Below are 26,089 nucleotides of genomic sequence, written 5' to 3'. Positions count from 1 at the left end.
GTCTTGTTTTTCGATCTCGCGATTGTGCCACGCTGCCCTCGTGCTGCGTCAGTTCGCGCGGCGCGGCCGGGCGGGTGCGGCGCGTCAAACGTCGATGCCGTGCGCGGCGATCTTCTTGTACAGCGTCGCGCGGCCCATGCCGATCTGTTTCGCAGTGTCGATCACGCGGCCGCCGTTCGCGCGCAACGCGTCGCACAGAAAGCGCTTTTCGAACGAGGCCATCGCGTCGCTCCACGAAGTGGCTTCGGCGGTTGCCGCAACGTCCACGCCGGCGGCCGCGGCAGACGGGGTCCGCGTCGGCGGCACCGCACCGCCCTGCCCCGAGCCGATGAACGGCGCGAGCATGCGCGCATCGATGCGTTCGCTGTCGGACAGCATCACTGCGCGCTCCAACGTGTTGCGCAGTTCGCGCACATTGCCGGGCCAGTCGTATGCGCACAGCAGCCGCAACGCGTCGTCGTGCAATTCGAAGTGGCTGCCGCCGCCGGCCTGCGCGGCCAGATCTTCGAGCATCGCGTAGGCGAGCGCCTCGATGTCGGACGGACGCTCGCGCAACGCGGGCGCAAGGATCGTCAGCACGTTGAGCCGGTAGAACAGGTCCGCGCGAAAACGCCCGGCCGCGACGAGCGCGGGCAGATCGGCCGAGGTCGCCGAGATGATCCGCACATCCGCACGCACGACGCGGTTCGAGCCGAGCGGCTCGAACTCCTTGTCCTGCAGTACGCGCAGCAGCTTGCCCTGCAATGGCAGCGGCATGTCGCCGATTTCGTCGAGAAACAGCGTGCCGCCGTTGGCGAGCTCGAACTTGCCGACCCGCCCCTTGCGATCGGCGCCGGTGTACGCGCCGGGTGCGGCGCCGAAGAATTCGACTTCGAGCAGCGTGTCGGGAATCGCCGCGACGTTGACGCTGACGAGCGGCTTATGCGCGCGCGCCGAGCCGCCGTGAATCGCATGCGCGAGCAGCTCCTTGCCAGTGCCGGTTTCGCCGAGCAGCAGCACCGGCGCTTCGAGTTGCGCCGCGCGCCGCGCCTGGCGCTTCACTTCGAGCGATGCCGCGCTCGTGCCGACGAAGCTGCCGAACGTATAGCGCGCGCGGCGCGCCTGCGCGAGCGACTGGCGCGTCGCGATCAGCTCCTGCTGCAGCCGCGAGTACTGCGAAAACAGCGGCGACAGCGCTTTCAGCTCGTCGAACAGCGCGAAGCCGACCGCGCCGATCGTCGCGCCGGCATCGTCCTTCAGCGGCAGGCGCGTGACGACCAGCGGCTCGCGATCGGTCTCCATGATGTCGAGCAGGATCGGCTTGCCGGTGTTGACGACCTCGCGCATCAGACTGTTCGGGATCACCGCTTCGCAATCGCGGCCGATCGCCTGTTGCGGGTCCGAAAAGCCGAAGCGTGCCGCATACCGCTTATTGATCCAGACAACGCGCGCTTGCCCGTCTACGATGAAGGTGCCTTCACTGAAGTTTTCGAACGTGCGAAACAGCGATTCCATCGCCCGACGAAGCACGTCGTCATAGGTGGCGGGCAGGCCCGTCCAGTCGGTCATCATGCTGTCGCTGTCTCCGCTTACCGTTTTGTTTCTAATCAATCTCAATTTCTAGACGAATTTATCTCCAAATAGAGACAGGCGACAGCCCTTATGCATTATGACTTACCCTGGTTTCGGCGATCTTCACCGCATTGAAGTCCCGTTTTGGAGACACCTGGGTACAATCCGCCAACGATGCCTCGGGCCACCGCTGCACGCCCGCGCCAGGCGCCTCAGCGCTTCAGCGACAAAACGCCGGGCATGGCATGGAATCTGCATTTCGACCGCGCCGCGCCGTCGCTTGATCAGGACGGCAAAAAGGTAGAACAACCAGGCTATGGAGACTCAATGACCTTTCTCATCGTTATCGCCGCGCTGGCGTTTCTGATGTTGGCCGCGTATCGCGGCTACAGCGTAATCCTGTTCGCGCCGATCGCGGCGCTCGCCGCCGTCCTGCTCACCGAGCCCGCCGCCGTCGCGCCGGTCTTCACGAGCATCTTCATGGACAAGATGGTCGGCTTCGTGAAGCTGTACTTCCCCGTGTTTCTACTCGGCGCCGTGTTCGGCAAGGTGATCGAGCTGTCGGGCTTCTCCGAGTCGATCGTCGCGGCCGCGATCCGCTATATCGGCCGCTCGCGCGCGAACGCGGTGATCGTCGCGGTGTGCGCGCTGCTCACCTACGGCGGCGTGTCGCTGTTCGTCGTCGTGTTCGCGGTCTATCCGTTCGCGGCCGAACTGTATCGCCAGAGCAACATTCCGAAGCGGCTGATGCCCGGCGCGATCGCCCTCGGCGCGTTCTCGTTCACGATGGACTCGCTGCCCGGCACGCCGCAGATCCAGAACATCATCCCGACGACGTTCTTCAAGACCACCTCGTGGGCCGCGCCGACGCTCGGCGTGCTCGGCTCGCTGTTCATCATTGTGGTGGGTCTGACATATCTGGAATGGCGGCGCCGCAGCGCGATGGCGACCGGCGAGGGTTACGGCACCGAACTCGTCAACGAGCCGGAGCGCGTCGAATCCAAAGAGCTGCCGCATCCGCTGCTGGCGATCGCGCCGCTCATCGTGGTCGGCGTCGCGAACTTCATGCTGACGCGCTGGATTCCGACCTGGTACGGCCCGTCCTTCACGGTCACGCCGGAGATCCTGCCGGGCCTGCATGCGCCGGTCGAAACGAGCGTCAAAGCCCTCGTTGGGATCTGGGCCGTGCTGGGCGCGCTGCTGCTCGGCATCATCATGGTCATCTTGACGGCGTTCCGCCGCGTCAGCCACCGCTTCGCGGTCGGCACGAAGGCAGCGGTGGCGGGCGCGCTGCTGGCGTCGCTCAATACCGCGTCGGAATACGGCTTCGGCGGTGTGATCGCCGCGCTGCCGGGCTTTCTCGTTGTCAGCAATGCGCTGAAAAGCATTCCGAATCCGCTGGTCAACGCCGCGGTGTCGGTGAGCACGCTGGCGGGTATCACGGGTTCGGCATCGGGCGGTATGAGCATTGCGCTCGCCGCGATGTCCGATACGTTCATCAAGGGCGCGCAGGCCGCGAACATTCCGCTCGAAGTCCTGCATCGCGTGGTCGCGATGGCGAGCGGCGGCATGGATACGCTGCCGCACAACGGCGCGGTGATCACGCTGCTAGCGGTGACGGGTCTCACGCACCGGCAGTCGTATCGCGACATCTTCGCGGTCACGGTGATCAAGACGCTCGCCGTCTTCTTCGTGATCCTGGTCTATTACACGACCGGCCTCGTGTGAACGTCGAACCGGAAAGCAGCACTTTGATCTGATAGATCCGCATTAGTCCCACCTCGACAGTCCGCCTACGAAGCACGAGGATGGAGTCGTCAGCGCCCAATGTTGCAAGGGCAGGCTGACCCGAGTAACAACGGCGTTTAACGGCCCGTCCTCATCCGGACGGGCTATTTTTTTCAGCGCGCGATTCGTGCGCGAAAGGTGAGGGAATCCGGGAGCGACGCCAACAACGGCGAGATTGTCGCCGGACGCTGCCTAGCCCGCGCCCGCGTCACCCGGATGACAAAACCGGAACGCAAGTCGCCGCCGAGGGGCATGAAAAATGCATCCGTCGCACCGAGGAGTCGCGTTAAACTGGTTGCTCGCTCCGCAACCGCGAATGCGCTAGCGGCGCGATCACACTCGACTAAAACCCGGGCGAGATAGAGACGGAGGCAGACGCAACACGGCACGACGACGCGGCAGACGGCAAGCCATCCGCCCCGTACAATGTTTCCATCACCAACGCAACAAGGACAACTTCGATGCGCATTACCGGGTCTTCCGGGTCAATGGCCCTGCTCACCGAATACGACGACGCAACGGCGCGCGAACTTCGCTCGCTGCGCCTCGAATCGACCGAAGACGGCAAAGGCATCCTGCTGATCGAGGTCGATGAGCGCAAGCCGGGCATACATCGTGAAGTGCGCTACGAAATCACGCCTGCGGAACTGATCGCCGCGATCCGCGCGCATGGCGCCGAGTTGCCGGGCGAACAGCACAATCATCGTCAGTGAAGCAGGGGCGCGGCGTATCATCGTCGTCGCGTGACTCGTCAGCCTCGCGCGCCGGTTGCGTCGCGCCTTTACGCGTCAGCGCGGGATGATTCGCATTGGGCGCGCCCGCGCGCGTCGCCATGCCTCCATCTGTTCCGCTCGAACCGCCAATCCCCGCTTTCCTACGGGTTTCTGCAAACGCTTGCGCGCGCCTCGTCGAGCATCCTTACCCGGCCTTCAACCACTTGTCACAAGCGGTCGTCACGCTTGTGTATCGGGGCATGCGGCCATATATGCGGACCTGATCGCAGCCAGAAGACCTGCCGGCTTCCGGGTCGGTTGCACGTCTTGAAAATACGTCCATAATCCTTGCATTCCCCTTTGCGTTCCTTACCGCGCTGCGCCCGCAAGGGCCGCGGATGTTAAACCGATGCTACATGACCTCGTCGCGCAATATGGACCAGCGCTCGTCTTCGCGAACGTGCTAGCCGCCGCGCTCGGGCTGCCGGTGCCCGCCATGCCGTCGCTCGTGCTGTTCGGCGCGATGGCCGCAATGCACCCCGGCTCGGTCGGCTCGCAGTTGCTGCCGGTCCTCGTGCTGTCGATCTTCGCGACGCTGATCGGCGACAGCGCCTGGTACGTTGCGGGCCGCATCTACGGCGGCAATACGCTGAAGACGATCTGCCGGCTGTCGCTGTCGCGCGACACCTGCGTGAAAAAGACCGAGCGCTTCTTCGGCCGCTGGGGCGTGCGCGTGCTCGCGGTCGCGAAGTTCGTGCCGGGGCTGTCGATCGTGTCGATCCCGATGGCCGGCGCGATGGGCACGCGCTACCGCACCTTCCTCACCTACGATGGCGTCGGCGCCGCGCTGTGGTCCGGCACCGGCCTGATCATCGGCGCGCTGTTCGCGCGGCAGATCGACATGCTGTTCGCAATCGCCGGGCGGCTCGGGCGCACGGCGGCGGTGGTCGTCGTCGCGTTACTGGCGCTGTACGCGGCGTACCGGTGGGTCCGCCGCCGTCAGTTGATTGCGAAGCTCGCGTCCGCGCGCATCGAAGTCGACGAACTCGCGACGCTGTTCAAGGCTGGTCAGGCACCGGTCGTGTTCGACATCCGTTCGCAGGAGAAGCGCAAGCTCGATCCGTTCGTAATTCCAGGCGCGCAATTCGCCGACGAACGGCAACTCGACGGCATCGTCGCCTCCTATCCACGCGATCAGAAGCTCGTGATCTACTGCTCCTGCCCGAACGAGATTTCCGCGGCATGGATGGCCAAGCAGCTCACCGAAGCCGGTTTCTCCGACGTGCTGCCGCTGCGCGGCGGCATGGAAGCCTGGCGCGACTCGGGCAAGCCGGTCGACTCGCTGCCCGAAATGCCGCCGCCGGAAGTCACGGTCGACGATATCGCGCCCAAAGCCGTCTAGTAGAAATTAGCGGCGGCATCGTCCCCCTCACGCGCGCGGCACAGCTCGTCCCGGCGTGCGAGCGCGCATTGCGTTGCCTTGCGTTCAATCGTGCGATGAACATCGAAGGAGCGGTTCAATGCTTTCGACTCAAGACGTTTCGACTCAAGAGGTAGCAGGACAGCAGGGAGTCGTTGCCGACGCGCCGTTTTCGTCGCTGTCGACACGGATGCATCAGATGTTTCCGGAACTCACTGGCGCCGAGATCGACCGGCTGCGCCGCTTCGGTGAAATTGGTCGCTGGAAGTCCGGCGAGTTGCTGTTCGAGACCGGCCACACCGGCCCCGGCATGTTCGTGCTGCTCGAAGGGCGCGTGAAGGTTTATCAGCGTGACGGCATCGGCCGCGAGCATGTGATCAGCGAGCGCGGCGCCGGACATTTCCTGGCCGAGGTCGGGCAGCTGTCGGGCAAGCCCTCGCTAGTGAACGGCCTCGCGACCAGCGACGTCGAAGCGCTGCTGATTCCGCCCGATCGCCTGCGCGCGCTGATCGTTGCCGAAGCGGAACTCGGCGAGCGCATCATGCGCGCTCTGATTCTGCGGCGCGTGTCGCTGATCGAAAAGGGCGCGGGCGGTCCGATCCTGGTCGGCAACAGCAATGACGCGCGGCTCGTGATGCTGCAGGGATTCCTGTCGCGCAACGGCCATCCGCATTCAGTGCTCGACGAACGAGACGAAGATGCGCTGCGGCTGATCGAGCAGTTCGCCGCGCAGCGCGAGGACATGCCGCTCGTGATCTGCCCGGACGGCTCGGTCCTGCGTCATCCGAGCATGCCGGAGCTTGCCACTCGCTTAGGCCTGCTGCCCGATCTCGACGACGCGTACGTGTACGACGTCGCGATCGTCGGCGCGGGGCCGGCGGGACTTGCCGCGGCCGTGTACGCGGCCTCCGAAGGCCTGTCGGTGATCGTGCTCGACAGCCGCGCGCCGGGCGGCCAGGCAGGCGCAAGCTCACGCATCGAAAACTACCTCGGCTTTCCGACCGGCATCTCGGGCCAGGCGCTTGCCGGCCGCGCGTTCGTGCAGGCGCAGAAGTTCGGCGCGCACGTCGCGATTCCGGTCAACGTGAAGGCGCTGCATTGCGGGGAGTCGCCGTATCGGCTGGAGCTGAAATGCGGCGGCCACATCAGCGCGCGGGCGATCGTGATCGCGAGCGGAGCCGTGTACCGGCGCCCGGCGCTCGACGGGCTCGAGCGCTTCGACGGACGTGGCGTCTACTACTGGGCGTCGCCTGTCGAGGCGAAGCTGTGCAAGCGCCAGGAGGTCGTGCTGGTGGGCGGCGGCAATTCGGCCGGTCAGGCGATCGTCTATCTGGCGACGCACGCGGCCAAGGTTCACGTGCTGATCCGCCGCAGCGGTTTCGAGGCGACGATGTCGCGCTATCTGATCGACCGCATCCGCTCGCTGCCGAACGTGTTCGTGCATCCGGGTTCGGAAGTCGGCCGGCTCGACGGCGATGAGGACGGGCTTGTATCGGTAGCGCTGAAGCGACCACTGCCCGACGGCGTCGATCACTTCGACACGCGTCATCTGTTCCTCTTCACAGGCGCGGACCCGAACACCGAATGGCTGCGCACCTGCGGCGTGCAACTCGACGCGAAAGGCTTCGTGCTGACCGGCATCAGCGCGGACGGCTCGGCCACCGCATGCGATCTCGGGACTACGGTCGAAGGGGTCTATGCGATCGGCGATGCGCGCGCCGGGTCGACGAAACGCGTGGCCGCGGCGGTCGGCGAAGGCGCGGCCGTCGTCGCGCAGATTCACCAGTTGCTGGCGCAGATGAACGGGGAAGAGATGGCGCTCGGTGCGTGAGTCTCGGTGCGGTCTCTAACGCATCCGTCTTCAGTGCAACGCGGCCCACGCGAGCGACACCGAAAACACGCCGAGCACGATCGACGCGCCGCGCTGCACCTTCGCCGGTTCGAGCCAGCCGAGCCGTCCGCTGCCGAGTGCGGCGCCGAACCCGATCCACGCGAGCGCGATCGGCGCGGCGAGGCACGCGAACATCCCCATCGCGAGCAGATAAGCGGGCAAATGCATGAACGCGGCGGCCGGAAAGATCGTGCCGCCGAACAGCAGCCCTTTCGGATTGAGCAAGGTCGCGACGAACAGCGCGCGCACGTTGCCAGCGCGTTGCGTCGAGCCGGGCAGTGCCACCGCCGCGCGCCACATCTCGAGCGCAAGCCACGCGATATATACACTCGCGGCCACGCGCAGCAGCGACGGCAGCCACGGCCACGCTTGCGCCGCGTGCGCGAAGAAGCGTCCCCACGCGGAGATCGACACCAGATAGCCCGTCAGTTCCGCAGCGATCAGCGGCAGCGCGCGGCGCAATCCGGCGCGCAAACCGGCCGCCGCCAGTAGCGTGTTGGTGGGTCCGGGCGTCACCAGTACCACGATGATGCCGGTGGCCAGCAACGCGATCTCGGTCGCAGAGAGCATAAAAAAAGCGCACGGTGAGTTACACAGTGCGCTTTTGTAGCACAGACAGCACGATGGCTACGCCGAAGCGGACAGGACCCGCGGGTTCAGCTGTTCCACTCAGCGCATCGCTCAGCGCTCCAGCTTCGCGCGTAACTCGCGTGCGGCCTCCAGCAGCCCTTCGTACCCCGAACGCGCGTGCTCCGGCAGATCGGGATCACCAACCAGCGCGCCGAGCGTTTCGATCAGACTGTACACAATGCCTTTCGCCGCGCCCGACGCAATGCCACCCGACGACATCTGCTGATCGACGTGACTGAGCGCCGCGTCGAGCTGCTCGATTTCGGGACGATCGTCGGAGGGCGGCTTGGGAGAAACGTCTTGCGTCATGATCGAACATCGCTCCTTTAGGTGCATCGGTAAAGTTGTTATATACCGATCGTGCGCCGCCGTCTATTCGTGTTCGGCGCGACAGCGACGCACGTCAAGGTGTCCAGCGATACATCAGCAGCTTCGCGCGCGCGTCGTCTTCGACCAGCACCACGTACTCGCCGTTTTCGCGCTGCGCCGCGCTGATGCCGAGATAGACGTCGACCCAGCCGCTCGTACCGCCGACGCTCGCGCCCGGCGTCATATAACCGACTGCCGTGCCGTTGCGCGCGTCGTAGACGTCGATGCGATCGGTGTACAACTCGGCGACGAAGATATAGTTGCCCGCCACCGCGACGCCGACCGTGGTGGTCTGCGGATCGCTCTGCGTGTTCCACGGCAGCGAGATCGTATAAGTCAGGGTCGGCGTGCCGCTGCTCCAGTTGTCGTAGCGCGCAAGCACCGGGCCCGCTTCCTTCCAGTGCGTCGGGTCCCACGGAATCGCGCTGGTGAAACCGGACAGATACATCGTGTCGGTCGCTGCGACGTAGACGAGCCGCGCTAGCCGCGTGAACGGCGCGGGCATCGCGAACATCCTCGAACTCGCGTACGTGTAGATCGGATTGCCGGCGGAGTCGACACCTTGCAGCGGCATCTCGCGCACGCCGCTCAATGGCGTGGCGAGCCATACGTTGCCGGGTTCGTCGACCCACCAGAAGCCGTTGCCGACCGTGCCGCCGGTCGACGGATTGCCGCTGATCTCGCTTGCGTCGACGGTGCCATTGCCATTGCTGTCGCGCCACAGCCATTCGCCGTACGTCGGTTGCGCGGCGGGCCAGGTGCCCGGCAGCGGATTCTGCGCGAGCATTCCCGACGGAATCGCGATCTCGCCATGCGCGGCATCGAAGCGATAGACGTTCAGATAGTGCGCGCCCGGATCGAGCGTATAGAGAAAACGCTGGCCATTGAATCTGCGCACCATCGGTTCGCCGCGCACGCCGCGCGGCTGGTGAAACGCGGGGTCGTCGGGGTAATCGAAGCGATCGAGCGTGAACGCCGCGTATGACCATTCGTGACCGGCCGGCTGCCTGTAATCGAGCGTGAAGCGCTTCGAGCCCGTGTAGATCGAAGCGGGCGTGGCCGGATCGAACGCGCCGCTATCGACGAAGGTCAGGCCGTAGAGCCGCCAGTTGAGCACGCGCGTGCCGTACACGTAGCTCTCCAGCACCGCGCCCTGCCCTACCGATGCCGAGCCCGGCGCACGCGGTCCTTCGCCGTTTTGCGCGACGTACAGATTGCCGGCCGCATCGACGCCGATGCCAGTGATGCCGTTGAAACGCGTATCACCCGGCACGCCGCGCACCGGATGGAAAGTGCCGTTGCGCGTGCCGATCGACGTGCCGGCCTGCATCTGGCCGCCCGCGCCTTTGTTGAACACGAGAATCTGCTGCGAAACGCCGTTGTCGGCGACCAGCAGCTGGCCGGATGGCGTGACCGTGAGGTCGGTCGGCACGGTGCCCGCGGGTAGAGTCAATGGACCGGCGAGCGCGGTGCCGTCTGCACGGTAATGCAGGATGCTCAGGCTGCCTGTGCCGAAGCCGCTGATGATCCACAGCGTCGAGTCGGTGTCGATCGCGATGCGCGCGGGCGATGCGACGCTCCACGAACGCAGCGGCTGCATGGATTGCGCGTCGTGCACGACGATCCGGTTGCCGTACGTGTCGGCCACATAGAGCTCGCTGTCGGTCGCGGCGAGGCCGCGAATGCCCGCGTCGATGCCGGTCTTCACCGTTTGTACCGCGACGAAACTGTTCTTCGTCGCGTTCGCGCTATTGCCGATGCCGCCGGAAAACGGCGCACCGGTTGCTAGATTCGCGAGCGTGCGTCGCGTGATGCCGTACCAGGTCTGATTGGCCGGCGGATAGTCGGCGCCGACCAGCGCATTGTTCTCGTTGCCGATCGACATCGCCGCGTACAGGTACGTGTGATTCACCGCCACCGCGTCGCCGCCGGCCGCGCCCCAGCCGTGCGTCGAACCGGCGATCGCGAGTTTGTCGCCCGCGCGATAGGCGGCGATTTCGCTGCCGCTTTCGTCCCACGGCGCATTCGTATAAACGGTGCCATTGGCATCGACGCTAATGGCCTGAATATCCTGCTGCATCCATTTACCGTCGCCAAATCCGAAACTATTACCGATCCATGAGGTCGTGTAATTCAATTGGGATTGCGCGGAGACATTCGGCGAGATCAGGCTATAGATTAGAACCACGGCCAAGCCAAGGCGGGGAAAAAGCTTCATGGCGGTCGTTCCTTGCTAGGCGATACGCGTACATCAAAAGTTGGTGTTTTTATGCTCTCATATAAAAATAGTAAACTTATTGATAAAAAAATGATAATTGAATGCCGACCCACCTAATTCATTCCATTTGCATCGATTTACGTTTCCAACAAAATCCTCCCTTCATGAACCCGGTAAAAACCGGTTCCCGTAAAACCTCACCGGTCGGAGATTCAGGGCGCTTTTTCTGCTCCTGTAAATCCTCACCTTGAGCGCTATGCGCATCAGGTTCAAGCCGGTCGGCGACGTACGAAAATCCGTCGCGTCAGATCGAACGCGACCAGATTGCCGGCCAGGACGAGCAGCAGACCGACCACCGCGAGCGCGGACCACCGGTAACCCTCGAACAGCGTCGACGCCGCGAGCGCGACGATCGGGAACAGCACCGTGCAGTAGGCGGCGCGCTCCGGGCCCATACGGCCGACCAGCATCAGGTACGCCGTGAAGCCGATCACCGAGCCGAACACCGCGAGATACGCGAGCGCGCCGAGATAGCGCATCGACGGTTCCACCGCGAACGAATAGCCGGCGAACAGACTACCGAGCGTCAGGACGGCCGCGCCGATCAGCATCGCCCAGCTATTGGTCGCGAACGGGTGCAGGCCCATCGACTGCATGCGGCTCGACAGCAGGTTGCCGGCCGAGAAGCACAACGTGCCGAGAAACGCGATGCCGAGACCGAGCCACGCGGTGTGATCGCCGAGATGCCCGGCCATCTGCTGCACGAACAGACAGACGATGCCGACGAGCCCGAGCAAGGCGCCCGCAATCGCGCTCGGCTGCAGCGGCCGGCCCATGAACAGCCGCCCATTGATCGAGTTCAGCAGCGGCGCGGTCGAGAACACCACCGCGACGAGCCCGCTCGGCACGATCTGTTCGGCGTAGTAGAAGCACAGGAAATTCAGGCAGAACAGCGCGAGACCCTGCGCGGCGAGGTAGCGCCAGGCGCCGCGCGGCGGCCAGATCGGCCGGCGCATGATGCGCAGCAGCGCGAACAGCAGCAGCGCAGCGATCCAGAAACGCCACGCAATCGATACCGGCGGCGGCACCGCGCCGAGTTGCCACTTGATCGCGATCCACGTGGTGCCCCAGATCAGCACGGTGACGGCATAAAGCAAAAGATTCATGGTCGGGCCTCGGAATGCAATGACAGGCTGCCATCACGCGCAGCATTGACGATAGCTCGACTATGGAACCGCGCCGCCGCCCGCAATTGTCCAGAATTGCGCACTTTTTCGTGGCAACGAGCGGCCGGCGGGGCCGCGCCGTATACTGGCCGCTCAACTCTACTCATCACCGGAAAACCACCGCTCGCCGCCGTGACCGCCAGCCCGTCCGTCCCCGTGCCATCCACCGCAGGCTTGCCTTTTGGCCTGCAGTCGGTCTGTCACACGCTCGCCAGTGCGAACGCGCATCTGGACCGCTTCGCGTGGCTCGGCGACGGACTCGCGATCGCGCTATGGACCCGCGACACGAAGGAAGCCGAGACCGTCTACGAGCGGCCCGGCCATCACACGCTGTCGTGCTATCTGGACGGCGGCTATCGCACCGAGCGCCAGAAAATGCCGGGCCACTACGGCGCGCCGTCGCGGCTGTGCGCACTGCCCGGCGATCACGAATCGCGCTGGTGGGTGCGCGGCCATATGCACTTCATGCACCTGTACTTTCTGCCCGAGCACTTCACGCGACGCGCGGTACAGGAGCTCGACCGCGAGCCACGCGAATTGACGCTCGCCGATCGCACCTACTTCGAGGACCCGCGCATTGCGAGTCTGTGCCAGTCGCTCGTCAACGAGGAGTGGGAAAGTCCCGACGGTCTGCTGCGCACCAACGAGACCGCGCACGAAGTGCTGAGCCTGCTGTTGCGCGGACAAGGCGTGCGGCGCGCGAACGTGGCGCTGAAGGGCGGGCTCTCGGCCGCGACGCGGCGCCGGCTGCGCGACTATATCGACAGTCATCTCGCGCAGCCGTTGACGCTCGGTGAGTTGTCGGGTGTCGCGGCGCTATCGGAGTTTCATCTTGCGCGGATGTTTCGCGAGTCGTTCGGGCTGCCGCCGGCCGCGTGGATCGCGCGGCAACGGCTCGACCGCGCGCGTACGCTGCTGCGCACGACCACGTTGCCGCTCGCGCAGATCGCCGGGCAATGCGGCTATGCGAACGCGAGTCACTTTAGCCACCGGTTTCGCGAGGCTGTCGGGGTGACGCCGAGTGGGTTTCGGCAGGCTATCGGGGTTTCAGTTTCGCTTTCCGGTTAGCTTCGCGTCATTGCAGCGCCATCGCCAGCACGCGCGCGACGTGGATCGCGTCGACGCCCGCCCCATCGTGAATCTGATGCCGGCAGCTGGTGCCATCGGCGACCATCACGGTGGCGGCGTCGAGTTTGCGCACCGCGGGTAGCAGCGATAGCTCCGCCATCGCCTGCGACGTCGCGTAGTGCTCCGCTTCATAGCCGAAGCTGCCGGCCATGCCGCAGCACGACGATTCGATCGTCGATACCTTCAATTCGGGAATCCACTTCAGCACGGTCTGCACCGGCGTGAACGCATCGAACGCTTTCTGATGGCAATGGCCGTGCACGAGCGCCTGTTGCATCGGCAGCGGTTTCAATTTGAGCTGTAAACGTCCGGCCTTTTGTTCGCGCACGAGGAATTCCTCGAATAGAAACGCGTGCTGCGCGAGGCGCCGCGCTTCGTCGCCGAAACCGTACTGCAGGAATTCGTCGCGCAACGATAGCAGACACGATGGCTCCAGCCCCACCACCGGCACGCCGCGTTCGACGAACGGCCCGAACAGATCGAGCATGCGCCGCGCTTCATGTTTCGCTTCATCGACAAGACCCGCCGCAAGAAACGTGCGGCCGCAACACACGGGGCGCTCTTCCGGCCGTGCGTTGAAGTGGACCGTATATCCCGCCGCTTCGAGCACCTGTTGCGCGGCACGCGCGTTGTCTGGCTCCAGGTGGTTATTGAAGGTATCGACGAACAGCAGCACTTCTTTCAGCGCGGACGGCTGCGCAGCATGGCGTGCAGGCTTCGTGGACACCGCATCGGCCAGAAACGCCTTCTTGAACCGAGGCAGACTCCGCTCGGCAGCGAACCCGATAGAACGCTTGAACCACGTCGACAGCACCGGCACATTGTCCGCGAGCGCCACCAGTCCCGGCATGCGGCTCGCCGCGCCCGCATAGCGCGGCATGAACGCGACGAGCCTGTCGCGCAGCCGCACTCCATGCGTCTTCACCCGCGCCGCCCGCGCCTCGATCTTGAACTTCGCCATATCGACGCCGGTCGGGCAATCGCGCTTGCAGCCCTTGCACGATACGCACAGGTCGAGCGTTTCCTTCACGTCATCGCTCGCGAGCCCGCTTTCGCCGAGCTGGCCTGAAATCGCGAGCCGCAACGTGTTGGCCCGCCCGCGCGTCAGATGCTGCTCGTCCTTCGTCACGCGATAGCTCGGGCACATCGTGCCCGCGTCGAACTTGCGACAGTGGCCGTTGTTGTTGCACATCTCGACCGCCTTCGCGAGGCCGCCGCTCAGATCGTCGCCGCTGCCGGGCGCGCTTTCTTCTCCCGTCAGCGGATCGCGCTTCACGTTCCACGTCGACCAGTCGAGCACCGTTTCGATGCGTTGTTCGCGATAGCCCGGCGCGAAGCGGAAATTACGCGTGTCGTCCATCTTAGGCGGACGCACGATCTTGTCGGGATTGAAGCGATTGTCCGGATCGAACAGCGCCTTGATCTCGCTGAACGCTTCGTTAAGCCGCGGCCCGTATTGCCACGCGACCCATTCGCCGCGGCACAGACCGTCGCCATGCTCGCCGGAATACGCGCCCTTGTACTCGCGCACCAGCGCGGCCGCTTCTTCGGCGATCGCGCGCATCTTCGTTGCGCCGTCGCGGCGCATGTCGAGAATGGGCCGCACGTGCAGCGTGCCGACGCTCGCATGCGCGTACCAGGTGCCCTCGGTGCCGTGACGATGAAACACTTCGGTCAGCCGGCTCGTGTAGTCGGCCAGATGTTCGAGCGGCACCGCGCAATCTTCGATGAAAGACACGGGCTTGCCGTCGCCCTTCATGCTCATCATGATGTTGAGCCCGGCCTTGCGCACTTCCCACAGTGCTTTTTGCGCATTCGCGTCCGGCATCTCGACGACCGCATCGGGCAAGCCCAGTTCGCCCATCAATTCGGTCAACTGCTTCAGCGACGCAAGCTGCGCGTCGCGATCCTCGCCCGCGAACTCGACGAGCAGAATGGCCTCGGGCTCGCCGACCAGCGCCTTCTCGATCACCGGACGAAATGCGGGATTGCTCAACGCGAGATCGATCATCGTGCGATCGACGAGTTCGACCGCGACCGGCTTCAGCTTGACGATGTGCTGCGTGATCGCCATCGACTGCCGGAAGGTGGGAAAGTTGACCACGCCAAGCGTTTTATGAGCGGGCAGCGGCGCGAGCCTCAGCGTGATCTGCCGGCTGAATGCGAGCGTGCCTTCCGAGCCGACCAGCAGATGCGCGAGGTTCGCGCTGCCGTCATCGGTATAGGCGCGCGGATTCTGGCAGTCGAACAGATCGATGTTGTAGCCCGCCACGCGGCGCAGCACCCTCGGCACGCGCGCGACGATTTCATCACGCTCACGCTGCGCGATCCGCGTGACACCAGCGACGATCTGCTGCAAGCGCTCGCCTTGCGGCGCCTCGCGCAGCGACGCGAAGTGCGCTTCGCTGCCGTCGGCGAGAATCGCGTCGATCGCGTCGACGTTGTGAACCATGTTGCCGTATTCGATCGAGCGCGAGCCGCACGAGTTGTTGCCGGCCATGCCGCCGATCGTGCACTGCGCGGCCGTCGAAACATCGACCGGGAACCACAGTCCATGCGGCTTCAGCCACGCATTCAGATGATCGAGCACGACGCCGGGCTCGACCGTGACGGTGCGCGCATCGGCATCGAACACGACGATGTTGTTCAACCACTTGCTCGTATCGATCACCAGCGCTTCGCCGACCGTCTGCCCGCACTGGCTCGTGCCCGCGCCGCGCGCGAGCAGCGGTACCTTCTCGCTGCGCGCGATCTCGAGCGCGATGCGCAGATCATCCTGATCGCGCGGCACCACGACGCCGACCGGCGTGATCTGATAGATCGACGCATCGGTCGAGTAGCGGCCGCGGCTCGCAAGATCGAACAGCACGTCGCCGCGCAGCGCTTTGCGCAGATGCTGCGCGAGCGGACTCTTTGCGCGCGCGGCGGAGGGGACCAGATGAATCGGCTTGACGAGCAAGCCCGCAGTGGGATTCGTCATTTCGTCGGCCTGTGAGGAGCGCGCCTGAGCCGCGCGGCTCGAATTACCTAGTACAGCGTCAGATGCACCGGCGCGAGTCCTTCGATATGCCCGCTCACGTTGCCCGCCTCGCGCGGAAAGAACATGCCGGTGTATGAACCGGCGGTGATCACGATCTCCGGGGTCACCGCAATGCCGCGCGCACTCGCGTGATTGACGAGCCACGTCAACAGCCGTCGCGGATCGCCGGCAGGATTCGCGGGCGTCGTTGCGACGACATTGCGTCCGTTGAACTCGAAACGCAGCGACGGCGCGACGTAGGGAAAATCCTCGCGATACCGCGTGAATTCACCGACGATCAGCGCGCCGTGATTCTGCAGGTCCGCGAGCTGCGCGAGTTTGTCGATGGCGGGCCACGCGGCATAGCGGCTCGCGACGATCTCGATGGTCGCGCCGATCGAGCCGATGCCCGCGAGCACTTCATCTTCGCCGTACGGCGTCGCGGAAGGCTCGAAACGCCGGCCGAAACGAAACGCGACTTCGAGTTCGAGCCCGAGCGGCGCGAGACCTTCGCGCGACAGACGCGCGCCATCGGCGTGCAGATCCGTGTCGGGCAATGGAGCGCCTTGAATCGGTCCGCTCGCCGATTTCGCGCCGATCTTCCAGCCGCCGATTCGCGCGCCGCACGCGCTCAGGATTTCGTGCTGAATTGCGTAGGCGGCGTCGGCAGCAGAAGGAAGCTGTTCCGGCGGCAACGTATCGAGCATCGTACGACTGCGGCGCGCATCGGCAAGAAGCTGGCTCAGTGATGAAGTCATGTTTTACACGCCCACCCGGCTGGAAGCCTGCGCCTTCTCCGACGCGCCAGCTTCGAAGCGGCTCTCCGGCTGCATGCGGAACGCGAGCACGACGCCGAGGCCCATCAGCAACATGCTGCCGACGAACGGCAGATCCCAGTTGCCGAAGTGGTCGATCAGAAAGCCGCCCATCACCGGCGAGATGATCGCGGCCAGCGCCGAGCCCGTGTTCATCATGCCGCTCGCGGTGCCGGAGAATTCCGGCGCGATGTCCATCGGGATCGCCCACATCGGGCCGATCGTCATTTCGGCGAAGAAGAAGCCCGACGCGAGACAGGCGATCGACAGCGTCAGGTCATGCGTGAACATCAACGGAATCAGCGACAGCAGGCAAAACAGCATGCACACCGACACCATCCAGCTGCGCGCGCGCTTGAGGCTGCCGGTGCGCTTGAAGATCGCATCGGTGACGAGGCCGCCGAGCGTATCGCCGATCACGCCGGCAAAGAACACGACCGACGCGAAGATCGCCGACTTCTGCAATTGCAGATGATGGTTGTGCAGGAAGTACAGCGGAATCCAGCTCAGGAACAGCCACAGCGTCCAGCCGTAGCAGAAGTAGACGATCGTGACCGGCGTCATGCGGCGAAACAGCTTGCCCCACGGCAGGCCTGCGACTTTCGGCTTCACCGCGGGCAGCACCGCGAGTTCCTCGGGCGTGATGCGCGGATGATCTTTCGGATGCTCGGTGAACGTGATCGCCCACAGGCCGACCCACACCAGGCTTAGCGCGCCGCAGATATAGAACGATTCGCGCCAGCCCCAGGTGGTCATCACCAGCACGATGAGGGCCGGCGCGACCGCATTACCGACTCGTGACGCCGCGTGCGTGATGCCCTGCGCGAAGCCGCGTTTTTCTTTCGCGACCCAGCGCGACATCGCCGATGTTGCCGCCGGGAAGGTCGCGCCTTCACCGAAACCGAGCACGAGCCGCGCGGCGAGCAACGAAGCGAGTCCGCCCGCGAGGCCCGTAAACACCGTCGCGAGACCCCAGATCGCGCCGCAGAACAACAGCGTGCGTCGGGCGCCGAAGCGATCGCTGACCCAGCCGCCGATCACCTGAAACAGCAGATACGGATACGCGAAGGCCGAGAACACGAGGCCGACCTGCGTATGCGTGAGATTGAATTCCTTGCCGAAACCCGCGGCCGCGGTGCTGACGTTCACGCGATCGAGGTACGTGATGAAGTACATGATGCAGAGCATCACTAGAACGATACTGGTCGCACTGGTCAAACGAAACCGTTTCATCCTCTCTCTCCGTGGCATGTGTCGACGGCGCGCCTGAAGTGGCGCGCTGCGTCGTCGCCCGTCGGCCGCGACAGCCGTTATGGACGCATTGCATGTTGTGATGGCCGCGTTCTGCGCGCGGCTCGATGAGAAATGCGCTCCTTGGTGTTACGGCTTGTTTCCTGTTGTTGGCGCTTATGCCGCAGCCTTGAAACCCGGCGTCTTCGGTGCGTGGCTCAACCACTCCATAGCGGCAGGCATGCCGCTTTCCTTAAGGGGCACGCCAGCAAGCCGCAGACCCATTTCGCAGCCGGCCAGGGTCGCGAGCAGCGTCAGGTCGTTGCAATCGCCGAGATGACCGATACGGAACATGCGGCCTTTCATCTTGCCGAGGCCCGTGCCGAGCGACATATCGAAGCGCTCATAGATCAGCTTACGCACCGCGTCGGCATCGACGCCGTCGGGCATCATCACGCCCGTCAGCACCGGGCTATACACGGCGGGATCGGCGCACTGGATTTCGAGCCCCCACGCGCGCACCGCGCGGCGCGTCGCTTCGGCGAGCCGCTCGTGACGCGCGAACACATTGTCGAGCCCTTCGCCGAGAATCATCTCAATCGCTTCGTGCAGGCCATACAGCAGGTTCGTGTTCGGCGTGTACGGCCAGTAGCCGGTCTTGTTCATTTCGACGATTTCCGACCAGTCCCAGAAGCTGCGCGGCAGCTTTGCGCGCTGGTTGGCGGCCATCGCCTTCGGCGAGATCGCGTTGAAGCTGATGCCCGGCGGCAGCATCAAGCCCTTTTGCGAGCCCGACACGGTCACGTCGACACCCCATTCGTCGTGACGGTAGTCAGCGCACGCGAGACCGGAGATCGTGTCGACGAGCAGCAGCGCCGGATGGCCGGCGGCGTCGATCGCGCGACGCACGGCGGCGATGTCGGACGTGACGCCGGTCGAGGTTTCGTTGTGCACGACGCAGACCGCCTTGATCGCATGCTGCGTGTCGGCGCGCAGACGCTCTTCGATCATCTGCGGCTGCACGCCGCGCCGCCAGCCGTCGATGCCTGGCAAACCCAGGAACTCCGGCTTCAGGCCGAGCTTCTCGGCCATCTTTTTCCAAAGCGTCGCGAAGTGGCCGGTCTCGAACATCAGCACGTGATCGCCGGGGCTCAGCGTATTCGACAACGCTGCTTCCCATGCGCCCGTGCCGGACGCCGGATAGATGACGACCGGCTGCTGCGTCTTGAAGATCTTCTTGATGCCGTCGAGCACCTTGAGACCCAGTTCGCCGAACTCGGGACCGCGGTGGTCGATGGTCGGATAGCTCATCGCGCGGAGGATGCGATCGGGCACCGGACTCGGCCCCGGAATCTGCAGGAAGTGACGGCCAGCGGGATGAAAATCTAGCTTCAGCATCGGACTCCTCCAATTGAATTTTGCATTCAAAAAACTGTATCAGAAGAATCGTGACGTTCCCAAGACGAAATATGCTCGTTGAGCACCGTGTTTACCCGCGTTTGCGCGCTGATAACTAATCGATATGGTTCCGATAAAATCCCACATCATGTGAAGCCGAGGGTTTTTGTATGCAAAATTCGCATGTCGACGCGGGTGTGACCGCTGCCCCGCTGATGCCGAAGGTCGAGCGTCAGCGCCTGCATGACACGGTGGTGGAGCACATCCGCCGCTTTATCGTCGAGGGGGTGCTGGAGCCCGGCAAGAAACTGAACGAGCGCGAGTTGTGCGAAACGCTCGGCATTTCGCGCACGCCGCTGCGCGAGGCGCTGAAGGTGCTGGCGGCCGAAGGTTTGATCGAGATTTCGCCGAACCGGGGCGCGTCGGTGTCGAAAATGTCGGAGGCGGAAGTGCGAGAAACCTTCGAATTGATGAGCGGCCTCGAAGCGTTCTCGGGCGAACTCGCGGCCGAGCGCATCACGGCGGCCGAACTCGCCGAGATCAAAGCACTGCATTACGCGATGCTCGCGTGCCGCGCGCAGAACGATCTGCCGGGCTACTACAGCCGCAACCAGGCGATTCACGACAAGATCAACGAGGCCGCGAGAAATTCAGCGCTGCGGCAGACGTATGTGTCGGTCAACCGGCGGCTGCAGGCGCTGCGCTTTCGCTCGAACTATCAGACGCCGAAATGGGACCGCGCGATTCACGATCACGATGAAATGCTGAAGGCGCTCGAGGCTCGCGACGGCAAGAAGCTCAGCGCGATTTTGCGGCAGCATTTGCTCGATAAACGGGATGCGGTTTTGCAGGTGCAAGTGCAGGAGGAAGTGGTCGCTTCGGCACGGTACCCTGTCGGCAAACAAAACTTGTCCACCTAAATTGTTGGCAAGCCTGTGGACAACCTTCGCACAGCCAGCTTAAGTGCTTGAAGCGTGAGAACTATCCGCGCGCGGTGCACGCGTAGGCAGCGAGCGTCGCTACGGAGTGCGTGCTACCGGCGAGCGGGCTTGGCAAGGACGCCATATCAGTCGGACCCACCTCGAAGTCCAGTTGTCCACATAATTTGGGAACAAGCTTGTGGACAACCTGCGCACAGGCCTGCCAAGTGATTGATGCGGCAGGCCTATCGCTCGCGGATGCGCTAGCGGGCAGCGGCGCGGCACGTCGTGGGATGCAAGCGAACGACCGCGCCGTCCACCTCTATTTCACCGCGCCGTTTCACGACTGCGCAGCGACTCCGGCAACCCATACAGCACGATCAGCGCGCACAACACGCTCATCGCGCCGATCACATACAGCGCCGGCGTCGTGCTGCCGGTCAGATCCTTCACACGCCCCACCATCACCGGGCTCACGATCCCGCCGAGTTGCCCGAGCGTGTTGATCAACGCGATCCCGCCCGCGGCGCCCGCGCCCGTCAGCAGCTTGGGCGGCAGCGCCCAGAATGCCGGAATCGATGCGACCACGCCCGCGCCCATCACCGCAAGCGCGACCACCGGCAACGCGGTCTGTTTGTCGAAGTAGCCCGCGGCGAAGAAGCCGAGCGCCGACATCAACAGCAGCCCGAACACGAACTTGCGCCGCTCGCCGCTCGCGTCGGACAGGCGCCCGACCACCACCATGCAGATCGCGCCGCACACATACGGCACCGCCGTCAGCAGCCCGACCACGGTGGGATTCTTCGTGCCCGCCACGTGAATCAGATGCGGTGCCCAGAAATTCAGACCGTAGGACGCGATCTGAATCAGGAAGTACACGAGCCCGAGCGTCAGGAAGCCCGGCGTCTTCAGCGCGCCCAACAGCGAATGGCCGGTCGGTGCCGGGCGGCTTTGCTGCGCGATCTGCCCGGCGAGCAAGCTCTTCTCCGCCGACGACAGCCACCCCGCATCGTCGATGCGATCCTTCAGCACCTTCAGCACCAGCAGACCGAGCGCCACACACGGCAAGCCGCCGAGCAGGAACAGCCAGTGCCAGCCCGGCATGCCGGCCACGCCGTCCATATGACCGATCACGAGCCCCGCGAGCGGCGCACCGACCAGCCCCGAAAACGCCGACGCGAGAAACAGCATCGACGTGATGCGGCCGCGATATTCGGTCGGAAACCACAGCGTCAGGTAGTACAGCACGCCGGGCGCGAAGCCCGCTTCCATTGCGCCGATCACGAAGCGCAGGCCGTAGAACTGCCATTCGTTGTTGACGAACACCATCGCCGCGGTCGCGAGTCCCCACGAAATCATGATCCGCGCGATCCAGCGTCGAGCGCCGACCTTGTACAGGAACAGATTGCTGGGCACCTCGAACAGCACGTAGCCGATCACGAACAAACTCGCGCCGAGACCGTACGCGGTATCGGACAAGCCCAGATCACTTTGCAGCTGGAACTTCGCGAAGCTGATATTGATGCGGTCGAAGAACGCGAACAGATAGCAGATCATGATCAGCGGCATCAGCCGCCACGCGACTTTGCGGACGATCGCCGCGAGATCGTCCGCGCCATGTTCGCGGGTACTGCCCGCCACTACGCCCAGGTCACTCATGCTTGTCTCCAATGCCGGATTCGGCGGTGCCGTCCGGTCGTTTGATCGGTTGAGGGTTGTTTGTCGGGGTGCGGTTCAGATCTGCCGCACGTAGTCGGGCACCGGATGCAAATCGCAATTGCGGCCTGCCTTGGCGACTTGCCCCGGCACGTCGTGGCCGAGCAATGCAGGCAAGCCGCGCGACAGCGCGAGCAGCTTCGGCAGGTCGATCCCGGTCGGGATGCCCATTTCGTCGCACAGGTTCACGAGGTCTTCGGTGCAGATGTTGCCCGACGCGCCCGGCGCGAACGGGCAGCCGCCGAGGCCGCCGAGCGCCGCATCGAAGCGGCGCGCGCCGGATTCATACGCGGCGAGCACGTTGGCGAGACCGAGGCCGCGCGTGTTATGGAAGTGCAGCGTGAGCGCCGCGGCCGGCAGGGTTTCGAGCACGCGTGCGACGAGCCGCGCGACCTGACGCGGATTCGCCATGCCGGTCGTGTCGGCGAGCGTGATGCCTTCGATGCCCATCTCGCGATACGCGTCGACGATGCCGATCACGCGGTCTTCGTCGATGCGGCCTTCGAACGGACAGCCGAACGCGGTCGCCACGGTCGCGTTGAGCCGCACGCCCGCGGCCAACGCGCGACGCACGATGTCGTCGAACGCCGCGAGCGACGACTCGCAGCTCATGCGCATGTTCGCGCGGTTATGTGTCTGGCTCGCGGACATCACGAGGTTCAGTTCGTCGGCGCGCGCGGACAACGCGCGCTCGGCGCCCTTCAGGTTCGGCACCAGCGCGACATAGATCACGCCGGCTTGGCGCTCGATCTGCTGGAACACGGCTTCGCCGTCGCGCAATGCCGGAATCGCTTTCGGCGACACGAACGAGCCCGCTTCGATACGCGTGAATCCGCATGTGGATAGCCCGTTGATCAGCGCGATCTTGTCGGCGGTTTCGACCCAGGTAGGTTCGATCTGCAGGCCATCGCGCGGGGCTACTTCCTGCACGATCAGTTGGTCGAATGGCGCGGCCTCGCGCGTGGAAAAGATCGTGGAATTCATTGCACCGCTCCCTCGCGACGAAGCCGCTCGATGTCTTCGCTCGCGAATCCAAGTTCGCTGAGCACGCTGCCGGTGTGTTCACCGAGCGTCGGTCCTTGCCAGCGCACTTCGCCCGGCGTGTCCGACAGCTTCGGCACGATGCCCGGCATCTTCACCGACGCGCCGCCCGGCAATTGCGCCTGCAGCAACATGTCGCGCGCCTGGTAGTGCGGATCGGCGACGATGTCGGCCACCGAATAGATGCGCCCCGCCGGCACTTCGGCGCGTTCCAGCGCGGCCAGCACGTCTTCGGTCGCGTGATGCGAGGTCCACCCGGTGATCGCCTGATCGAGCATCGCGACCTGCTTCACGCGGCCGTCGTTGTGCGCGAGCGCGGGATCGTCGGCGAGATCAGGGCGGCCGATCAGATGCATCAGCCGCTTGAAGATCGGATCGCTGTTGCCCGCGATCACGACATAGCCGTCGTCCTCGGTGCGATAGGTGTTCGACGGCGCGATGCCCGGCAGCGCGCCGCCGCTGCGCTCGCGCACATGGCCGAGCAGGTCGTATTCGGGCACGAGGCTTTCCATCAGATTGAACACGCTCTCGACCAGCGACACGTCGACCACCTGGCCTTCGCCCTGCCCGGTCTTCACGCGCAGCAGCGACATCAGCGCGCCGATCACGCCGTGCAGCGACGCGAGCGAATCGCCGAGACTCACGCCGACGCGCGCCGGCGCGCCGTCCACTTCGCCGGTCGTGTAGCGGATGCCGCCCATCGCCTCGCCGATCGCGCCGAAGCCCGGCCGGTCGCGATACGGGCCGGACTGGCCGTAGCCGGAAATGCGCACCATCGTCAGTTTCGGGTTCAGCGCGTGCAGCACGTCCCAGCCGAGGCCGAGCTTTTCGAGCGCACCGGGACGCAGATTTTCGATGACGACGTCGGCATCGGCGGCGAGGCGCTTGACGACCTCGACGCCATCGGCCGATTTCAGATTCACGCAGACGGACTTCTTGTTGCGCGACTGCAGATACCACCACAGCGACGTGCCTTCATGCAGCTTGCGCCATTTGCGAAGGGGGTCGCCGGTTTCGGGCGCTTCGATCTTGATCACGTCGGCGCCGAACTCGGCCATCAGGCGCGCGGCGAACGGCGCGGCGATGAGGGTGCCGATCTCGACGACGCGAATACCCTGCAGTGGTCCACCCATGTTGCTGTCTCCGAACTCGTTTCGTATTGGGAGACAGCTTAGAAGCGGCGCGGTGGCGGGTCCAACCGCAATTCGCCAACGACCGTTCGCGAACGGCGAACGCTCAGCGGCGGCTGCGGACTCGGCGCGCAGGTTGGGTCGCGGTCGGAGCGGGTTCGGTCTGCACCTCTGCTGCAGCTTCCCGTGCCTCGACCGTGCGCAGATGGTCGAACAGCAGCCGGCTCACCGGTGACAACGCATCGACGTCACGCACGACGAGCACGAGGCTGCGCTCGGCCCATTCGTCATCGAGCGGCGTGCCGACGAGGCCGAGTGGGCGGCCCATCAGCTGATATACCTTCTTCGGCAGCACGCCGACGCCCATGCCGGCCTGCACCATCCGGCAAACCGCATCGAAGCCCGGCACGTGGATGCGCAGCCGCAGTGGCTTGCCGGCCTGGCGCGCCGCGAGATGCGTGCGCGCGTTGATCGAGCTCGCCGAATGCAGGCCGACGTGATCGCCATCGAGCGTTTCGGCGAACGCGATGCTGGTGCGTGCCGCGAGCGGATGATCGTCGCGCATCACGATCATGAGCGAATCGCGCCGGTAGTGTTCGACGTGCAGCTCACGCGTGTCGGCGTCACCGGAACAGATGCCGAGATCGGCGAGGCTTTCGTCGACGGCCTTGACGACGCCGCCGCTCGGCCGCTCCTCGAGATCGACCTTCACGCGTTCATGCAACGACTGGAACGCGCGCAGATCTTCGGGCAGAAATTCGACGATCGCCGACAGATTCGCCATCATCCGCACATAGCCGAGCACGCCGCTGGCATGGCCGGCCAGCTCGATGCCGATGCTCTCGATATCGCGCAGCACCCGGCGCGCGTGATGCAGCAGCGTTTCGCCGGCCGGCGTCAGCGTCATGCCGCGCGCGTTGCGCTGGAATAGCGACGCGCCGACCGCCTGTTCGAGTTCGACCAGCCGCTTGCTGGCGGCGGACACGGCGATTGCCTCGCGCTCGGCGGCACGCGTGAGCGTGCCCTCTTCGAAGACGGCGAGAAAGAGTTGCAGCGTGGTGAGGTCGAGTTTGCGGAGAAGGTTTTTGATGACCATGGGGCGGCGACGCAGAAGTGCGATGCGCCTATTTTGACGCGAGTCGCGCGAATCGGGGGCCGCGCCCGCTCAGTTGGCCAATCGGTCGCTCACGACTTCCACGCCGAACCCAGAATCATCGTGCAGAAATTCTCGCGATGATAATGCGGATCTTTCAGTGCGAGCACGTCGGCCTTCACGTTGCCGAACGTCGTATGCGGCTTGTGGATCGTGCCATGCGCGAACGCATCGATGATGCCTTCCTTGAAGTGCGAGCCGCGCGGATGCGCGTGCGTAACTTCCTCGCGCTGCTGCTCGCTGAATTCGTCGTAGGCGAGGCCGAGCACATCCATTTCGACTCCCGCGGTGACGAGCGCGATCACCGGCTTCATATGCTGCGGAATGCCCGGGGTCGTGTGCAGCGCGATTGCGGTCCATACCTGCTCAATCTGATCCTCCCCGATCCGATGCCGCCGCAGAAATTCGCGTGCGGCGTTCGCGCCGTCCACCTCGAAACGCTCGTGCTCGCTGTTGTACGGCGCGACGAGCCCCATGTCGTGGAACATCGCGCCGATGTACAGCAGCTCAGGGTCGTACTTCAGCTGCTTGCGCTGCCCGGCCAGTGCGCCGAACAGAAACACGCGCCGCGAATGGTGATAGAGAAGCTCCGTTTCAGTGTCGCGCACGAGTTCGGTGGCTTCGCGCGCCATCATGCTGTCTGGAATCCGAATACCTGCGATCGTCGTAGTCATGCGACGTACTCCTTCGAATGCGAAAGTGAATGTGACCAACAGGACGCGTGCCGCGGCTT

20 protein-coding genes are annotated in these 26,089 nt (G+C 64.6%); 6 read left to right on the top strand and 14 right to left on the bottom strand.

The window, feature by feature from the left end; all coding sequences use genetic code 11:
- Positions 1-84 precede the first annotated feature (84 nt).
- Complete coding sequence (locus BC1002_RS25535; protein WP_013092892.1) at positions 85-1,551, bottom strand: sigma-54 interaction domain-containing protein; 1,467 nt, start codon at positions 1,549-1,551, stop codon at positions 85-87.
- Between the two features lie 327 nt (positions 1,552-1,878).
- Between BC1002_RS25535 and BC1002_RS25530 the strand changes: the two genes are divergently transcribed.
- From BC1002_RS25530 to BC1002_RS25515, 4 genes are all read left to right on the top strand, one after another.
- Positions 1,879-3,279: a GntP family permease gene (locus tag BC1002_RS25530; protein ID WP_013092891.1), complete on the top strand. Its 1,401-nt coding sequence runs from the start codon at positions 1,879-1,881 to the stop codon at positions 3,277-3,279.
- A gap of 521 nt (positions 3,280-3,800) precedes the next feature.
- On the top strand, positions 3,801-4,052 hold the full coding sequence (locus tag BC1002_RS25525; protein WP_008921056.1) for a hypothetical protein: 252 nt from the start codon (positions 3,801-3,803) through the stop codon (positions 4,050-4,052).
- Between the two features lie 409 nt (positions 4,053-4,461).
- Positions 4,462-5,454, top strand: a complete 993-nt coding sequence (locus tag BC1002_RS25520) for a DedA family protein/thiosulfate sulfurtransferase GlpE (RefSeq protein ID WP_013092890.1) — start codon at positions 4,462-4,464, stop codon at positions 5,452-5,454.
- Between the two features lie 118 nt (positions 5,455-5,572).
- Complete coding sequence (locus BC1002_RS25515) at positions 5,573-7,303, top strand: FAD-dependent oxidoreductase (RefSeq protein ID WP_013092889.1); 1,731 nt, start codon at positions 5,573-5,575, stop codon at positions 7,301-7,303.
- A gap of 30 nt (positions 7,304-7,333) precedes the next feature.
- Here BC1002_RS25515 and BC1002_RS25510 read toward each other — a convergent pair whose 3' ends face one another.
- The 4 genes from BC1002_RS25510 to BC1002_RS25495 all read right to left on the bottom strand — a co-directional run bounded on the left by BC1002_RS25510 (position 7,334) and on the right by BC1002_RS25495 (position 11,746).
- On the bottom strand, positions 7,334-7,933 hold the full coding sequence (locus tag BC1002_RS25510) for a LysE family translocator (protein WP_013092888.1): 600 nt from the start codon (positions 7,931-7,933) through the stop codon (positions 7,334-7,336).
- Between the two features lie 111 nt (positions 7,934-8,044).
- Positions 8,045-8,302 carry a hypothetical protein gene (locus BC1002_RS25505; protein WP_013092887.1) on the bottom strand — a complete coding sequence of 86 codons (258 nt, stop codon included), beginning with the start codon at positions 8,300-8,302 and terminating at the stop codon, positions 8,045-8,047.
- A 94-nt stretch (positions 8,303-8,396) separates the two neighbouring features.
- Positions 8,397-10,580 carry an NHL repeat-containing protein gene (locus BC1002_RS25500; RefSeq protein WP_013092886.1) on the bottom strand — a complete coding sequence of 728 codons (2,184 nt, stop codon included), beginning with the start codon at positions 10,578-10,580 and terminating at the stop codon, positions 8,397-8,399.
- 269 nt (positions 10,581-10,849) lie between these two features.
- Positions 10,850-11,746, bottom strand: coding sequence for a DMT family transporter (locus tag BC1002_RS25495; protein ID WP_013092885.1), 897 nt, complete (start codon positions 11,744-11,746; stop codon positions 10,850-10,852).
- A gap of 192 nt (positions 11,747-11,938) precedes the next feature.
- On the opposite strand from BC1002_RS25495, the gene BC1002_RS25490 reads away from it, so the two are divergent.
- Entirely contained in the window at positions 11,939-12,874 is a 936-nt protein-coding gene (locus tag BC1002_RS25490; RefSeq protein ID WP_013092884.1) for a helix-turn-helix domain-containing protein, read from the top strand.
- A 7-nt stretch (positions 12,875-12,881) separates the two neighbouring features.
- Here BC1002_RS25490 and BC1002_RS25485 read toward each other — a convergent pair whose 3' ends face one another.
- From BC1002_RS25485 to BC1002_RS25470, 4 genes are all read right to left on the bottom strand, one after another.
- The gene (locus BC1002_RS25485; protein WP_013092883.1) at positions 12,882-15,914 is read right to left on the bottom strand and encodes an FAD-binding and (Fe-S)-binding domain-containing protein; all 3,033 of its coding nucleotides are present in this window, start codon (positions 15,912-15,914) and stop codon (positions 12,882-12,884) included.
- A 47-nt stretch (positions 15,915-15,961) separates the two neighbouring features.
- On the bottom strand, positions 15,962-16,711 hold the full coding sequence (locus tag BC1002_RS25480; RefSeq protein ID WP_013092882.1) for a 2-keto-4-pentenoate hydratase: 750 nt from the start codon (positions 16,709-16,711) through the stop codon (positions 15,962-15,964).
- A 3-nt stretch (positions 16,712-16,714) separates the two neighbouring features.
- On the bottom strand, positions 16,715-18,001 hold the full coding sequence (locus BC1002_RS25475) for an MFS transporter (protein WP_013092881.1): 1,287 nt from the start codon (positions 17,999-18,001) through the stop codon (positions 16,715-16,717).
- A gap of 174 nt (positions 18,002-18,175) precedes the next feature.
- Positions 18,176-19,396 (bottom strand): pyridoxal-phosphate-dependent aminotransferase family protein, encoded by a 1,221-nt coding sequence (locus BC1002_RS25470; RefSeq protein WP_013092880.1) that lies wholly within the window; start codon positions 19,394-19,396, stop codon positions 18,176-18,178.
- A gap of 170 nt (positions 19,397-19,566) precedes the next feature.
- Between BC1002_RS25470 and BC1002_RS25465 the strand changes: the two genes are divergently transcribed.
- On the top strand, positions 19,567-20,316 hold the full coding sequence (locus BC1002_RS25465; RefSeq protein WP_013092879.1) for a GntR family transcriptional regulator: 750 nt from the start codon (positions 19,567-19,569) through the stop codon (positions 20,314-20,316).
- 327 nt (positions 20,317-20,643) lie between these two features.
- On the opposite strand, the gene BC1002_RS25460 is transcribed toward BC1002_RS25465, so the two are convergent.
- From BC1002_RS25460 to BC1002_RS25440, 5 genes are all read right to left on the bottom strand, one after another.
- Positions 20,644-21,975 carry an MFS transporter gene (locus BC1002_RS25460; protein WP_013092878.1) on the bottom strand — a complete coding sequence of 444 codons (1,332 nt, stop codon included), beginning with the start codon at positions 21,973-21,975 and terminating at the stop codon, positions 20,644-20,646.
- Between the two features lie 75 nt (positions 21,976-22,050).
- Positions 22,051-23,016 (bottom strand): hydroxymethylglutaryl-CoA lyase, encoded by a 966-nt coding sequence (locus tag BC1002_RS25455; RefSeq protein ID WP_013092877.1) that lies wholly within the window; start codon positions 23,014-23,016, stop codon positions 22,051-22,053.
- Positions 23,013-24,206, bottom strand: coding sequence for a CaiB/BaiF CoA transferase family protein (locus tag BC1002_RS25450; protein WP_013092876.1), 1,194 nt, complete (start codon positions 24,204-24,206; stop codon positions 23,013-23,015). The genes BC1002_RS25455 and BC1002_RS25450 overlap by 4 nt, the downstream gene beginning before the upstream one ends.
- 103 nt (positions 24,207-24,309) lie before the next feature.
- A complete protein-coding gene (locus BC1002_RS25445) occupies positions 24,310-25,299 on the bottom strand; it encodes a LysR family transcriptional regulator (protein WP_013092875.1) in 990 nt (329 codons plus the stop codon).
- 89 nt (positions 25,300-25,388) lie between these two features.
- A complete protein-coding gene (locus BC1002_RS25440; RefSeq protein WP_013092874.1) occupies positions 25,389-26,030 on the bottom strand; it encodes an HD domain-containing protein in 642 nt (213 codons plus the stop codon).
- Positions 26,031-26,089: the final 59 nt, after the last annotated feature.

It is taken from the genome of Paraburkholderia atlantica (genome assembly GCF_000092885.1).
Classification (GTDB): Bacteria; Pseudomonadota; Gammaproteobacteria; order Burkholderiales; family Burkholderiaceae; genus Paraburkholderia; species Paraburkholderia atlantica.
The sequence above is the reverse complement of the archived record's forward strand: the minus strand, read 5'-3'. Positions and strand labels throughout refer to the sequence as shown.

Bases quoted from the DNA above. Each gene is read 5' to 3' on its own strand.
- BC1002_RS25535 (WP_013092892.1), bottom strand. From the start codon at position 1,551: ATGATGACCGACTGGACGGGCCTGCCCGCCACCTATGACGACGTGCTT.
- BC1002_RS25530 (WP_013092891.1), top strand. From the start codon at position 1,879: ATGACCTTTCTCATCGTTATCGCCGCGCTGGCGTTTCTGATGTTGGCC.
- BC1002_RS25525 (WP_008921056.1), top strand. From the start codon at position 3,801: ATGCGCATTACCGGGTCTTCCGGGTCAATGGCCCTGCTCACCGAATAC.
- BC1002_RS25520 (WP_013092890.1), top strand. From the start codon at position 4,462: ATGCTACATGACCTCGTCGCGCAATATGGACCAGCGCTCGTCTTCGCG.
- BC1002_RS25515 (WP_013092889.1), top strand. From the start codon at position 5,573: ATGCTTTCGACTCAAGACGTTTCGACTCAAGAGGTAGCAGGACAGCAG.
- BC1002_RS25510 (WP_013092888.1), bottom strand. From the start codon at position 7,933: ATGCTCTCTGCGACCGAGATCGCGTTGCTGGCCACCGGCATCATCGTG.
- BC1002_RS25505 (WP_013092887.1), bottom strand. From the start codon at position 8,302: ATGACGCAAGACGTTTCTCCCAAGCCGCCCTCCGACGATCGTCCCGAA.
- BC1002_RS25500 (WP_013092886.1), bottom strand. From the start codon at position 10,580: ATGAAGCTTTTTCCCCGCCTTGGCTTGGCCGTGGTTCTAATCTATAGC.
- BC1002_RS25495 (WP_013092885.1), bottom strand. From the start codon at position 11,746: ATGAATCTTTTGCTTTATGCCGTCACCGTGCTGATCTGGGGCACCACG.
- BC1002_RS25485 (WP_013092883.1), bottom strand. From the start codon at position 15,914: ATGACGAATCCCACTGCGGGCTTGCTCGTCAAGCCGATTCATCTGGTC.
- BC1002_RS25480 (WP_013092882.1), bottom strand. From the start codon at position 16,711: ATGACTTCATCACTGAGCCAGCTTCTTGCCGATGCGCGCCGCAGTCGT.
- BC1002_RS25475 (WP_013092881.1), bottom strand. From the start codon at position 18,001: ATGAAACGGTTTCGTTTGACCAGTGCGACCAGTATCGTTCTAGTGATG.
- BC1002_RS25470 (WP_013092880.1), bottom strand. From the start codon at position 19,396: ATGCTGAAGCTAGATTTTCATCCCGCTGGCCGTCACTTCCTGCAGATT.
- BC1002_RS25465 (WP_013092879.1), top strand. From the start codon at position 19,567: ATGCAAAATTCGCATGTCGACGCGGGTGTGACCGCTGCCCCGCTGATG.
- BC1002_RS25460 (WP_013092878.1), bottom strand. From the start codon at position 21,975: ATGAGTGACCTGGGCGTAGTGGCGGGCAGTACCCGCGAACATGGCGCG.
- BC1002_RS25455 (WP_013092877.1), bottom strand. From the start codon at position 23,016: ATGAATTCCACGATCTTTTCCACGCGCGAGGCCGCGCCATTCGACCAA.
- BC1002_RS25450 (WP_013092876.1), bottom strand. From the start codon at position 24,206: ATGGGTGGACCACTGCAGGGTATTCGCGTCGTCGAGATCGGCACCCTC.
- BC1002_RS25445 (WP_013092875.1), bottom strand. From the start codon at position 25,299: ATGGTCATCAAAAACCTTCTCCGCAAACTCGACCTCACCACGCTGCAA.
- BC1002_RS25440 (WP_013092874.1), bottom strand. From the start codon at position 26,030: ATGACTACGACGATCGCAGGTATTCGGATTCCAGACAGCATGATGGCG.